General features: G+C 76.8%; 2 protein-coding genes. Both read left to right on the top strand.

The features are described from left to right. Positions 1-91: 91 nt before the first annotated feature. Positions 92-1,084, top strand: coding sequence for an ABC transporter substrate-binding protein (locus ACIOHG_RS25125; protein WP_400953845.1), 993 nt, complete (start codon positions 92-94; stop codon positions 1,082-1,084). 140 nt (positions 1,085-1,224) lie between these two features. Next, positions 1,225-14,037 (top strand): amino acid adenylation domain-containing protein, encoded by a 12,813-nt coding sequence (locus ACIOHG_RS25120; RefSeq protein ID WP_400953844.1) that lies wholly within the window; start codon positions 1,225-1,227, stop codon positions 14,035-14,037. Positions 14,038-14,140: the final 103 nt, after the last annotated feature.

Here is a 14,140-nt window from a genome sequence, read left to right as displayed (position 1 = left end):
GCCGGACGGCCACTCCTCAGAAGCCACTGAAGGCAGAGAACCATAAGCCACATCCGGCCCTCCCGGGCCGCCTAACACCTTACGGAGAACCATGAACACCCGCGCGCTGACCTCCCGGACCGCGAGGGCGCTCGCCGCGGCCGCCGCCGTCGCGCTCGCCGCCACGGCCTGCGGCTCCGGCGGCGACCGCAAGGACGCCGCCCCCGCCGCCCCGGGCGGCGCCGCGAACAAGGGCCCGGTCGTCGTCGAGGCCAGCAACGGCAAGGTCACCGTCCCGGCGGGCGTCCAGCGGATCGTCAGCGTCTCCTACGCCACCGGCGCGCTGCTCGACCTCGGCGTGCAGCCGGTCGGCACCAGCACCATCGACGAGAACAACCCGATGGAGCTGCTGCCCGCGCAGACCGAGGCCGCCAAGAAGATCGAGCCGATCGGCTCCGGCATCGAGATCAACATCGAGAAGGTCGCCTCGCTCCGCCCCGACCTGATCGTCGTGGAGGGCGCCACCGCCTTCGACTGGGGCGTCAAGAAGCTCGAAGGCATCGCCCCCACCCTGTACTTCGGCATCGACAAGCCCGTCGACCTGCTGAACGCGCAGGAGAAGATCGCCACCGCGGTCGGCAAGGAGACGGAGTTCAAGAAGCTGAAGTCCGACTACGAGGCCAAGGCCGCGAAGATCAAGTCCACTTACGCGGACAAGCTCAACTCGACCAAGTGGACCATCGCCTCCTCCTACGGCGGCGGCGAGTTCCTGGTCGACACCGCCACCTCCTGGGTCGGCCGGGTGCTCCACGACGCCGGCGCCACCTTCTCCCGGGCGTCCGCGGACGCCACCGACCACGAGGTCACCTACTCGGTGGAGAAGCTCGACGTGCTCGCCGACGCCGACATCATCCTGATCCCCCGGACCGCCGCCACCGGCGAGGTCCCGCAGGACACCAAGGACCTGGCCAAGCAGCCGTCCTGGCAGAACCTCAAGGCCGTCAAGGCCGGCAAGGTCGTCCCGCTGACCTACGCCACCACCGACCGCTACGGCACCTCGATCAACGTGCTCGACCAGATCGAGACCGTCCTCAAGGGCCAGTAAGGCCCCCGCGCCGGAACCCGGGCCGCCCGCGGCAGCGGCCCGGACCCGGCGCCACCCCGGCACACGCACCTCGCACCACGCTGCGGCCCCCGCCCGTCCCCGGACCGGACCCGGCCGCCGACCTCGGGAAGGGCCCGACCATGGCTGGCACCACGACCACGCAGGCCGAACACGGAGCCGGACCGGAGCTGACGGCGGCCCAGGCCGGCGTCCTCGCCGCGCAACGCATCGACCCCGGCAGCCCCGCCCACAACGTCGGCCAGTACGTGCGCCTGGACGGCCCGCTCCGCCCCGACCTGCTCGAAGCCGCGCTCGCCCGCACCCTCGCCGAGGCCGACGGCCTGCACCTCACCGTCGGCCCGCGCCACGCCCGCCCCGGCCGCTTCGACCCCGACGCCTTCACCCTCGCCCGGCTCGACACCAGCGCCGCCACCGACCCCGTCGAGGCCGCCGTCGACCTGGTGCGCCGCCAACTCGCCCGCCCCGCCGACCTGGAGCGCGGACCGCTGCACGGCGCGCTGCTGGTCCGCACCGGCGAGGACCGCCACCTCTGGTTCCAGTGGTTCCACCACCTGGTGATCGACGGCTACGGCGTCACCCTGTTCACCCGCCGGGTCGCCGAGGTGTACACCGCCCTCGCCACCGGCCACCACGTCCCCGACAGCCCGCTGCGCCCCGCCGCCGTCCTCGCCGACGCCGAACGCGCCTACCTGGCGGGCGAATCCGCCGCCGCGGACGCCACCTGGTGGCAGCGGCGCTTCGCCGACCGCCCGCAGGTGCACGCCCTCACCGAGCAGCAGGCCGCCGCCGCGCCCGCCGCGCTCCGGCACCGGATCGAACTCGACGCCGCCCGCACCGCCCCGCTGCTGGCCGCCGCCAAGGCCGCCCGCGTCACCTGGGCCGAGGCCGCGCACGCCGCCCTCGCCGCCTACCTGCACCGGATCACCGGCACCACCGACCCGGTCGTCGGCCTGCACGTGATGGCCCGCACCGCGCCCGGCACCCTGCGCGTCCCCGGCATGGCCGTCAACATCCTGCCGCTGCGCCTCGCCGTCGCCCCCGAGGACGGCTTCGCCACCCTGCTGCGGCGCTCCGCCGCCGAGCTCAAGGACCTGCGCCGCCACCAGCTGCACCGTGGCGAGGAACTGCGCCGCTCCCTCGGCCTGGTCGGCACCGACGGGCGGCTGTACGGCCCGCTGCTGAACCTCAAGCCCTTCGACCTCGACCTGGACTTCGCCGGCATCCCCGGCCACACCGTCAACCTCGCCGCCGGACCGGTCGACGACCTCTCGCTCTCCGTCGCCAAGACCCCCGACCACCGGCTGCTGCTCGACTTCGACGCCAACCCGCGCCTGTACACCGAAGCCGAACTCGCCCTGCACGCCGAGCGGTTCACCGCCCTGCTGGAACGCCTGGCCGCCGAGCCGGACCGCCCCGTCGGTGAACTCGACCTGCTCACCGCCGCCGAGCGCACCGACCTGCTGGAGCACCGCAACGCCACCGCGCACCCCGTCGAGCCCGGCACCCTGGTCACCCGGATCGCCGCGCAGGCCGCCCGCACCCCCCGCGCCACCGCCGTGATCGCCCCCGACGGGACCCTGAGCTACGCCGAACTGTCCGAATCTGCCGGGAAGTTGGCCCGGGTGCTGGCCGCTGCCGGGGCCGGCCCGGACCGGATCGTCGCCGTCGCCGTGCCGCGCTCCGCCGCCCTGATGACCGCGCTGCTCGGCATCCTCGGCTCCGGCGCCGCCTACCTGCCGCTGGACACCGACCACCCCGCCGAACGCCTCGCCTCGATGGTCGAGGACGCCGACCCCGTCCGGGTCGTCACCACCGCCGCGCTGCTCGACCGGCTCCCCGCCGCCGCCCGCGAACGCGCCCTGCTGATCGACGGGTTGCCGCCGGACGCGGACGGTGCCGAGCCGGTCCCGGCCGGGCCCGACCACGCCGCGTACGTCATCTACACCTCCGGCTCCACCGGTCGCCCCAAGGGCGTCGTGGTCACCCACCGGGCCATCGTCAACCGGCTGGCCTGGATGCAGCACGCCCACCCGCTCGGCCCCGACGACCGGGTCCTGCAGAAGACCCCCGCCGGATTCGACGTCTCCGTCTGGGAGTTCTTCTGGGCCCTCGCCGAGGGCGCCACCGTCGTGCTGGCCCGCCCCGGCGGCCACAAGGAACCCGGCTACCTCGCCGACCTGATCGCCGAACGGGCCGTCACCACCCTGCACTTCGTCCCCTCCATGCTGCGCGCCTTCCTGGAGGAGACCGGCCTCGCCGCCCGCTGCGCCAGCCTGCGCCGCGCCTTCTGCTCCGGCGAGGCACTGCCCGCCGACACCGTGGAGCGCTGGTACGCCGAACTCCCCGGCGTCCCGCTGCACAACCTGTACGGCCCCACCGAGGCCGCCGTCGACGTCACCTTCCACCCCACCGCCCCCGGCGCGGGCACGGTGCCGATCGGCCGCCCGGTGTGGAACACCCGGCTGTACGTGCTGGACGCGGCGCTGCGCCCCGTTCCGGTCGGCGTGGCGGGCGAACTCTACCTGGCCGGTGTGCAGTTGGCGCGCGGCTACCTGGGCCGTCCCGGCCTGACGGCCTCCCGTTTCGTCGCCGACCCGTTCGGCGCGGCGGGGGAGCGGATGTACCGGACCGGCGACCTGGTGCGCTGGGCCGCCGACGGCACCGTCGAGTACCTGGGCCGCACCGACGACCAGGTGAAGATCCGCGGCTTCCGGATCGAACTCGGCGAGATCGAGGCCGCGCTCGCCGCCCAGGCCGAGGTCGCCCAGGCCGCCGTGCTGGCCCGCCGACTCCCCGGCGGCGCCCGCCAGTTGGTCGGCTACGTGGCCCCGCCGCCCGCCGACCCGCAGGCCCTGCTGGACCGCCTCGCCCTCACCCTGCCCGAGTACTCCGTCCCCGCCGTGCTGGTCGGCCTGGACGCCCTGCCGCTGTCCGTCAACGGCAAACTCGACCGCAAGGCGCTGCCCGCCCCCGCGACGGGACCGGGCGGCACCGCCGCGCCGCGCACCGGCACCGAGCGGCTGCTCGCCGCGCTGGTCGCCGAAGTCCTCGGCCTGCCCGTCGAGCAGGTCGGCGCCGACGATAACTTCTTCTCGCTCGGCGGCGACAGCATCTCCGCGATCCAGCTCGGCAGCCGGGCCCGGCACGCCGGCCTCGCCCTCACCCCCCGCGAGGTCTTCGACCGCCGCACCGTCGCCCGGATCGCCGCCGCCGTCACCGCGACGGCCCCCGGGGCCGCCGGGACCGGCCCGGCCGTCGACCCCGTCGGCCCGCTCCCGGCCACCCCCGTCACCGCCTGGCTGCGCCACCGGGGCGGCCCGATCCGCCGCTACGCCCAGACCACCACTGTCACCGTCCCGCCCGGCCTCGACCACGACCGCCTGGTGGCGGCGCTCGACGCCCTGACGGACCGCCACGACGCGCTGCGCCTGCGCCTGCATGCCGGTGCGGACACGCCCACGGGGGAGCAGGACTGGATGCAGGAGGTGCGGCCCGTCGGGGCGGCACCGGCCGGGGAGCGGGTGCGGCGGGTGGCCGTGGCACCGGAGGAGCTGGTGGCGGCCGCGGCCGCCGAGCGGGAGGCGGCGGCCGACCGGCTCGACCCCGAGCGGGGCGTCGTGCTGCAGGCCGTGCACCTGGACGCCGGGCCGGGGGGCGACGGGCTGCTGGTGCTGGTCGTCCACCACCTGGCGGTGGACGGGGTGTCCTGGCGCATCCTGCTGCCCGACCTGCGGGACGCCTACCAGGGGCGGCAGCTCGCGCCCGTCCCGACCTCCGTCCGGGCCTGGGCGCACGGGCTGGCGGAGGCCGCCGGGAGCCCCGCCGTGCAGGCCGAACTGCCGTACTGGCAGCAGCAGGTGACGCCGGAGCCGGCCCCGCTGCTGGCCGAGCGGGCGCTCGACCCCCGGCAGGACACCGCCGGCCGGCAGCGCCGCCTGCGGCTGACCCTGCCGGCCGGGCGCACCGCCCCGCTGCTGACCGCCGTCCCCGCCGCCCGCCGGGCCGGGGTCGACCACGTCCTGCTGACCGGCCTCGCGCTGGCGCTCCAGGACCGCCGCCGCGCCCTGCACGGCGAGGCCGCCGCCACCGGGCTGCTGCTGCGTCTGGAGGGCCACGGCCGCGAGGACCACCTCGTCCCCGGCGCCGACACCTCGCGCACCGTCGGCTGGCTGACCAGCGAGTTCCCGCTCCGGCTCGACCTGACGGGCCGCGAGGACCCCGGCACCGCCCTCGGCCTGGTCAAGGAGCGGATGCGCGCCCTGCCCGCCGCCGGCACCGGCTGGGGCCTGCTCCGGTACCTCGACACCGCCGGCGGCCTCGCGCTCGCCGACGCCCCCGAGCCGCGCCTGCTCTTCAACTACCTGGGCCGCTTCGCCGCCACCGGCGAGACCTGGACGCCCGACCTGCGGGCCGGGGACGCGATCACCGCCACCACCGACCCGGAACGGCCCTGCGGCCATGCCCTGGAGATCGGCGCGTTCGTCCACGACCGCCCGGACGGCGCCGAACTGACCGTCCAACTCGCCTGGCCCGAAGGGGTGTTCACCGAGGCCGAGGTGGAGGCGCTGGCCGCCGCCTGGTGCGACCGGCTGGACGGCCTGGCCCGCTGGGCGGCCCGCCCGGACGTTGCCGCGCCCACCCCGTCCGACGTGCCGCTGGCCCCCGTCACCCAGGCCGACCTGGACGCGCTGGCCGCCCGCCACCCCGGCCTGGAGGACGTGCTGCCGCTCTCCCCGCTCCAGGAGGGACTGCTGTTCCACGACCGGATGCAGCGGCCCGGCGACGACGAGCTGTACACCTCGCTGACCTCGCTCGACCTGCACGGCCCGCTCGACCGGGCCGCCCTGGTCCGCGCCGTCGACCTGGTGGTCGACCGGCACGGCGCGCTGCGCGCCGCCTTCGTCCCCACCGCCGCCGGCGAACCCGTGCAGGCCCTCGCCACCGAGGTCCGCGTCCCGTGGACCGAGCACGACCTGACCGCCCTGGACGAAGAGCGGCAGGCCGCCGAGAGCGCCCGGATCGAGGCCGCCGAGGCCGCCCGCCGCTTCGACCTGGCCCGGCCGCCGCTGCTGCGCTGCGCCCTGGTCGCGCTCGGCCCCGACCGGCACCGGCTGCTGCTGACCCGCCACCACATCGTGATGGACGGCTGGTCCACGCCCGTGCTGCTGCGCGAGGTGCTGACCGCCTACGCGGGCGGCGAGCTGCCCGCCGCGCCGCGCTGGGCCGACCACCTGGCCTGGCTGGCCGGACGCGACACCGCTGCCGACACCGCCGCCTGGCGCGACGCCCTGGCCGGGCTCGACGGCCCCACCCTGCTCGCCGACGCGCTCGGCGCGCCCGCCGCCCCCGACGGCGCCCCGGCCCGCGCACTCGACCTGCCGATCCCGGCCGCCCTGGCCGCCGGGCTCACCGCCACCGCCCGCCGCCACGGCCTGACCCCGAACACCCTGGTGCAGGGCGCCTGGGCGGTCCTGCTGTCCCGGCTCACCGGCCGCACCGACGTGGTGTTCGGCGCCACCGTCTCCGGCCGCCCCGGTGAACTCCCGGGCGTGGAAAGCGCCGTGGGCCTGTTCAGCAACACCGTCCCGGTCCGCTTCGCGCTCCGCGAGGACGAGCCGGTCGCCGCGGCGCTCACCCGGCTCCAGCAGGCGCAGTCCGCGCTGCTCGACCACCAGCACGTCGGCCTCGCCCGGATCCAGGCCGACGCCGGGCACGGCACCCTGTTCGACACCCTGCTGGTGTTCGAGAACTACCCGTTCGACCCGGACGCGCTGGCCACCGCCGGCCTGCGGGTCGCCGCCGTCGGCCACCGCGGCGCCACCCACTACCCGCTGACGCTGCTCACCCTGCCCGGCGAGCACCCGAAGTTCACGATCGAGTACCGGCCCGACACCTTCCGCCCCGAGCAGGCCACCGCGATCGGCCGGCGCCTGCTCCGCCTGCTGGACGCGATGGTCGCCGAACCGTCCACGCCGGTCGGGAAGTTGGACGTCCTGACGGCCGAGGAGCGGCACACCGTCCTGACCGGCTGGAACGCCACCGACCGCCCCGTCCCGGCCGGCACCGTGGTCGACGCCTTCCGCGCCACCGCCGCCGCCCGCCCCGAGCAGGTCGCCGTCGTGCACGACGGACACACCCTGACGTTCCGTCGGCTCGCCGACCGGGTCGAGGCGTACGCCCGCCACCTGGCCGCGCTCGGCGCCCGCCCCGACACCGTGGTCGCGCTCGCCCTGCCGCGCTCCGCCGACCTGGTCGCCGCGCTGCTCGGCGTGCTCGCCGCCGGCGCCGCCTACCTGCCGGTCGACCTCGACCACCCGGACGAGCGGATCGCCCTGATGCTCGCCGACGCCGAACCGCTGCTCACCCTCACCACGAGCGAACTCGCCGCCGAGCGGCCGGTGTTGGCGAACGCCCGGCTGGGCGCCGTCCCGCTCGCCGAGCTCGGCACCCGCTCCGAGCTCGGCACCCGCTCCGACCTCGGCACCCGCTCCGCCGAGCCGGTCCGGCCCGGGCCCGACGACCTGGCGTACGTCATCCACACCTCCGGCTCCACCGGCCGCCCCAAGGGCGTGCAGGTCCCGCACCGGGGCCTGGCCAACCTGCTGGAGCACCACGGCAGTACGGTCTTCGCCAAGGCCGTCGCCGCGGCCGGCGGACGGCGGCTGCGCGCCGCGCACACCGCCTCGTTCTCCTTCGACTCCTCCTGGGAGCAGCTGCTGTGGCTGCTGCTCGGCCACGAACTGCACGTCTACGGCGAGGAGTTGCGCCGCGACCCGCAGGCCCTCGCGGCCCGCCTGCTCGCCGACCGGATCGACACCCTGGACGTCACCCCGTCGTTCGGCGCCCAGCTCGTCGAGTGGGGTCTGCTGGACGACCCCGCCCACCGGCCGCTGCTGTTCCTGGTCGGCGGCGAGGCCGTCGGCGACGCCCTGTGGCAGCGCATCCGGGCCACCCCCGGCGTGCTCGGCCACAACTTCTACGGCCCCACCGAGTACACCGTCGACACCCTCGGGGCCGACCTCGCCGACAGCCCGACCCCCTTCGTGGGACGGCCGATCGGCAACACCCGCTGCTACGTGCTGGACGCCCGGCTGCGCCCGGTGCCGCCCGGCATCCCCGGCGAGCTGTACGTCGCCGGGCCCGGCCTGGCCCGCGGCTACGGCAACCGGCCCGGCCTGACGGCGTCCCGGTTCGTCGCCGACCCGTTCGGCCCGCCCGGGGAGCGGATGTACCGCACCGGCGACCTGGTCCGGCACCGCGCCGACGGCAGCCTGGACTACCTGGGCCGCGAGGACGACCAGGTGAAGATCCGCGGCTTCCGGGTCGAACCCGGCGAGGCCGAGGCCGCGCTCGCCGCGCTGCCCGGCGTCGCGCAGGCCGCCGTGCTGGTCCGCCCCGGCCCCGGCGGGGGCAAGCGCCTGGTCGGCTACCTGGTGCCCGCGCCCGGCGCGGACGCCGACCCGGCGGCGCTGCGCCAGGCCCTCGGCGAAGCGCTGCCCGCGTACCTGGTGCCCGCCGCCCTGGTGGTGCTGGCCGCGCTGCCGCTGAACGTCAACGGCAAGCTCGACCGGCAGGCGCTGCCCGAGCCCGGCGCCGACGCGTACGCCGCCCCCGTCGGGCGGGCCCCGCGCACCGCGCACGAGCAACTGGTCTGCGCGGCCTTCGCGGACGTCCTCGGCCTGCCCGCCGTCGGCGTCGACGAGGACTTCTTCGCCCTCGGCGGCCACTCGCTGCTGGCGACCCGGGTGGTCGGTCGGCTGCGCGCCGCGCTCGGCACCGAGGTCGCGATCCGCGACCTGTTCGAGGCCCGCACCCCCGCCGCGTTCGCCGCCCGGCTGGACGGCGAGGGCCCCGCCGCCCGGACCGCCCCCGTCGCCCGGCCCCGCCCCGAGCGCGTCCCGCTCGCCCCCGCGCAGGCCCGGCTCTGGTTCCTGGACCGCCTGCAGGGGCCGTCCACCGCCTACACCATCCCGTGCGCGCTCCGGATCGACGGCGAACTCGACGCCGCCGCACTGGAGTCCGCGTTCGGCGACGTGCTGGCCCGGCACGAGGCGCTGCGCACCGTCGTCGCCGAGCACGAGGGCCGCCCCTACCAGCGCGTCCTGCGGCCCGAGCGGGCCGGGGTGCCGTTCGAGGTCCGCGCGGTGCCCGGGCACCGCCTGGACGCGGAGACCGCCGCCGCGGGCGCCCACGCCTTCGACCTGACCGGTGAACTCCCGGTCCGCGCCGTCCTGCTGAGCGCGGGCCCGGGCCGGCACGTGCTGAGCATCGCGCTGCACCACCTGGCCGGGGACGAGTGGTCCGAGGGCGTGCTGCTGCGCGACCTGGACGCCGCCTACGCCGCCCGGCGGGCCGGGCGCGCGCCCGAACTTCCGCCGCTGCCGCTCCAGTTCGCCGACCACACGCTGTGGCAGGCCGAGCAGCCGACGGACCGCCAGAGCGCCTACTGGGCCGAGCGGCTGGCCGGCCTGCCCGCCGAACTCGCACTGCCCACCGACCGGCCGCGCCCCGCCGAGGCCACCGGCCGCGGCGGCGCCGTCCGGCTCGCCCTGCCCGCCGAACTGCACACCGCTCTGGGGGAGTTGGCCCGGCGCACCGGCGCCACCCCGTTCATGGTGGTGCAGGCCGCCGCCGCGCTGCTGCTCGGCCGGCTGGCCGGGAGCCGGGACGTGGCGCTCGGCGCCCCCGTCGCCGGGCGCGGCGAACAGGCGCTGGAACAGCTGGTCGGCTTCTTCGTCAACACCCTGGTGCTGCGGCACCGCTGGGAGGACGGGCAGAGCTTCGAGCAGCTGGTCGCCGGGGCCAAGGAGACGGTGCTGGGCGCGCTCGCCCACCAGGACCTGCCGTTCGACCGCCTGGTCGACCTGGTCAACCCCGAACGGACCCTGGGCCGGCACCCGCTGTTCCAGGTGATGGTGCAGCACCGCAAGGAGGCCGACGGTCTGGGCGCCCTGTTCGGCGCCCGCACCGCGCTGCTGCCCGACCCGGTGCACGCCGCCCGCTTCGACCTGGCGTTCACCTTCGTGGAGTCCGCCGACGGCACCCGCACCGACCTGACCGTCATCCACGCCGAGGACCTGTTCGACCGGGCCACCGCCCGCCTGTTCGGCGCCCGCCTGCTGCGCGTCCTGGAACAGGCCGCCGCCGACCCGGCCCGGCCGGTCGGCACGATCGAGCCGACCGCCGCCGAGGAGGTCCGCGGCCTCGCCGGGGCCTGGAACGCCACCGCGATCCCGGTCCGCGAAGGCACCCTGGTCACCCGGATCGCCGAGGCCGCCGCCGCCACCCCCGACGCGGTCGCCGTCGAGTACGAGGGCACCGCCCTGACGTACCGCGAACTCACCGACCGGGCCGACCGGTTGGCCCGCGCCCTGACTGCCGCCGGGGCCGGCCCGGACACCGTGGTCGGCGTCGCCGTCCCGCGCTCCGCCGAGCTGATGGTCGCGCTGCTCGCCGTGCTCCGGGCCGGGGCCGCCTACCTGCCGCTGGACACCGAGTACCCGGCCGAACGCCTCGCCGGGACGATCGAGGACGCCCGCCCCATCTGCGTGCTCACCCTGCCCGGCGCCGGCGCCGCCGTCCCGGCCGTGCCCGGCGTGCCGCTGCTGCCCGTGGACGCCACCGGCCCCGCCGACCTGGCGCTCACCGCGCCCGGCCCCGACCACGCCGCGTACGTCATCTTCACCTCCGGCTCCACCGGCCGCCCCAAGGGCGTCGTGGTCACCCACCGGGCGATCGTCAACCGGCTGGAGTGGATGCGCGAGATGTACGCGATCGACGCCGCCGACCGCGTCCTGCAGAAGACCCCCGCCGGATTCGACGTCTCCGTCTGGGAGTTCTTCCTCGCCCTCACCGTCGGCGCCCGCGTCGTGCTGGCCCGCCCCGGCGGCCACCGCGACCCCGCTCATCTGGCCGACCTGGTCGCCCGCACCGGCGTCACCACCTGCCACTTCGTGCCGTCCATGCTGGCCGCCTTCACCGCCGCCGCCGAACAGGACCCCGCCCTGCAACGGCAGTTCGCGGGCGTCCGCCGGGTTTACTGCTCCGGCGAGGCACTGCCAGCCGCCGCCGTCGACCGCTTCCTCGCACGCTGGCCGCAGATCGAACTGCACAACCTGTACGGTCCCACCGAGGCCGCCGTCGACGTCACCCACCACCGGGCCTGGGCCGGCGCGGGCACCGTCCCGATCGGCCGCCCCGCCTGGAACACCCGGCTGTACGTGCTGGACGCGGCGCTGCGCCCCGTCCCGGTCGGTGTGGCGGGCGAACTGTACCTGGCGGGCGTGCAGTTGGCGCGCGGCTACCTGGGCCGCCCGGGCCTCACCGCCTCCCGTTTCGTCGCGGACCCGTTCGGCGGCCCCGGGGAGCGGATGTACCGGACCGGCGACCTGGTCCGCTACCGGGTCGACGGCAGCGTCGAGTACCTGGGCCGCACTGACGACCAGGTGAAGATCCGCGGCTTCCGGATCGAACTCGGCGAGGTGGAGGCCGTGTTGGCCGCCGTTCCGGGTGTCGCGGCGGCCGCCGCGACGGTCCGGGAGACCGCCGGCGGCTCGAAGCAACTGGTCGGATACGTGGTGCCCGCGGCCGGCTCGGGCGCCACCGGCTCGGGCGCCACCGGCTCCGGGGCGCGGGCCGCGCTCGCCGCCACCCTCCCCGCCCACCTGGTCCCGTCCGTGGTGGTGGAACTCGCCGCGCTGCCGCTGTCCGTCAACGGCAAGCTCGACCGCAAGGCGCTGCCCGCCCCCGAGCGTTCGGCCGCTTCGGGCGCCCCGGTTGCCGCTGCCGCCGCCCCGGCGACCGCGCTCACCCGGGTGTTCGCCGAGGTGCTCGGCCTGCCCGAGGTCGGCCCCGAGGAGAACTTCTTCGCGCTCGGCGGCGACAGCATCGTCTCGCTCCAACTCGTCAGCCGCGCCAAGGCTGCCGGGTACGCCATCACCGCGAAGGACGTCTTCCAGCACCCCACCCCCGCCGCGCTGGCCGCCGCCTTCGGCGCCCCCACCGCACCCCCGGCAGCCCCCGCGGCCCTTCCGGCTGACGGACCGGTCCCGCTGCTCCCCGTCGTGCACTGGCTGCGCGAACGCGGCGGCCCGATCGGCCGGTTCAACCAGTCCGTCCTGCTCACCACCCCCGCCGGCCTGGACCCGACCGCCCTGCGCACCGCCCTGCTCGCCCTGATCGACGCCCACCCCGCACTGCGGCTGCGCCTCGACACCACCGACGGCCTGTGGACCCAGGAGACCGTCCCGACCGCCGAACTCGGCCTGCTGGACGGGGACGCGACGCCGGCCGACGCACGGCCGGTCGGGCCGGCGGGTGCGGCTGCGCCGTTCGGTGCCTCCGGCGGTGGGGGAGCTGGTGCTGTTTCGGGCGGGCGGGCCGAGGTGGTGTCGATTGCCGCTCTTGGGGGGCTCTCGGCCGGACCGGTGGCTGCGCCGCTCGGTGCCTCCGGCGGTGGGCGGGCCGGTGCGGTGCCGGTCGCTGCGCCCAGTGGTCGCTCGGCCGTGCCGCTCGGCGCTCCCGGCGGTGGGGGAGCTGGTGCTGTTTCGGGCGGGCGGGCCGAGGTGGTGTCGGTTGCCGCCCTCGGGGGCCTCTCGGCCGGACCGGTGGCTGCGCCGCTCGGTGCCTCCGGCGGTGGGCGGGCCGGTGCGGTGCCGGGTGCTGCGCCCAGTGGTCGCTCGGCCGTGCCGCTCGGCGCTCCCGCCGGCGGCGGCGGGCTGCTGCGCCGGGTCGACGCCCCCGGCGGGCCGAGCGCGGCGCAGCTCGCCGTCGAGGCGGACCGGGCGGCCGGGGAGCTCGACCCGGCGGCCGGGCGGATGGTGCGGGCGGTGTGGTTCGACGCCGGGGACGGGGCCGCGGGCAGGCTGCTGCTGACGGTCCACCACCTCGCCGTGGACGGTGTCTCCTGGCGGGTGCTGCTGCCGAGGCTCGCCGCCGCGTACCGGGACGCCGCCGCCGGGCGCCGCCCCGTCCTCGCACCCGAGCCGGTCGGTCTGCGCGCGTGGGCCGAGCACCTGCACGCCCACGCCCAGCAGCGGGCCCGCCTCGCCGAGACGGCGTACTGGCGCACCGCGACGGCGGGCCCCGCCGGGCCGCTGGCCGCCCTGACCGCCGACCCGGCCCGCGACACCGTCGCCACCCTGCGCACCCTGCGCCGGGTCCTCCCGGCGGAGCGCACCGCCCCGCTGCTCGCCACCACGAGCACCGGCGTCGACGAACTCCTACTGACCGCCCTGGTGTTGGGCCTGACCACTGCCCGGCCCGGCCACGCACCGAACCTCCAGGTCGACCTGGAGGGCCACGGCCGGGGCGGCCACGACGGCCACGACGGCCACACCCCCGACCTGTCCGGCACCGTCGGCTGGTTCACCACCGTCCACCCCGTCCGGCTCGACCTGGCCGGGCTCGACCCGGCCGCGCCGGCCGACGTCCTGGCCCGGGTCAAGGAACAGCTGCGCGCCGCCCCCGACAAGGGACTCGGCCACGGCCTGCTGCGCCACCTCAACCCGCAGACCGCCCCACTGCTGGCCGCCGCCCCGGCCTCCCCGGTGCTCTTCAACTACCGGGGCCGCACCGACCAGGCCGCGCCCGCCGCGGACGGCTGGCCGCTCGCCCCGGCCGATGAGCGTGCCGCAGTGGCGGCCGGGGCCGGACCGGACCCCCAACTCCCCGCCGGCTACCCCCTGGAGATCGACGCGGCCATCGTCCCCGACCCGGCCGGCCGCCCTGTGCTCGCCGTCGAACTCTCCTGGCCCGCCGCCCTGTTGACGGAACCCGAGGCCGCCGAGATCACCGACGCCTGGCTCACCGCCCTCGACACCCTCACCCACCGTACGGCCCCCCTCACCCCGGCCGACCTCCCCCTGGTCACCCTGCAACAGGGCCAGCTCGACCGCCTCCAGTCCAAGCTCCGTACCCGGCGCCCCCGATGACCCACCCCCACGAGACCCCGCCTGCGGCGAGCACCGCCGCGTTCCCGCAGGGTTCCGGTTTCGTCGAGCAGTTCCCCTCCCTTTCCTCCTTCCCCGAGAAAGC

The sequence above is a fragment of the Kitasatospora sp. NPDC088134 genome (assembly GCF_044741705.1).
In the GTDB taxonomy this organism is placed as follows: domain Bacteria; phylum Actinomycetota; class Actinomycetes; order Streptomycetales; family Streptomycetaceae; genus Kitasatospora.
This window is presented reverse-complemented; position numbering and strand designations above follow the sequence as displayed.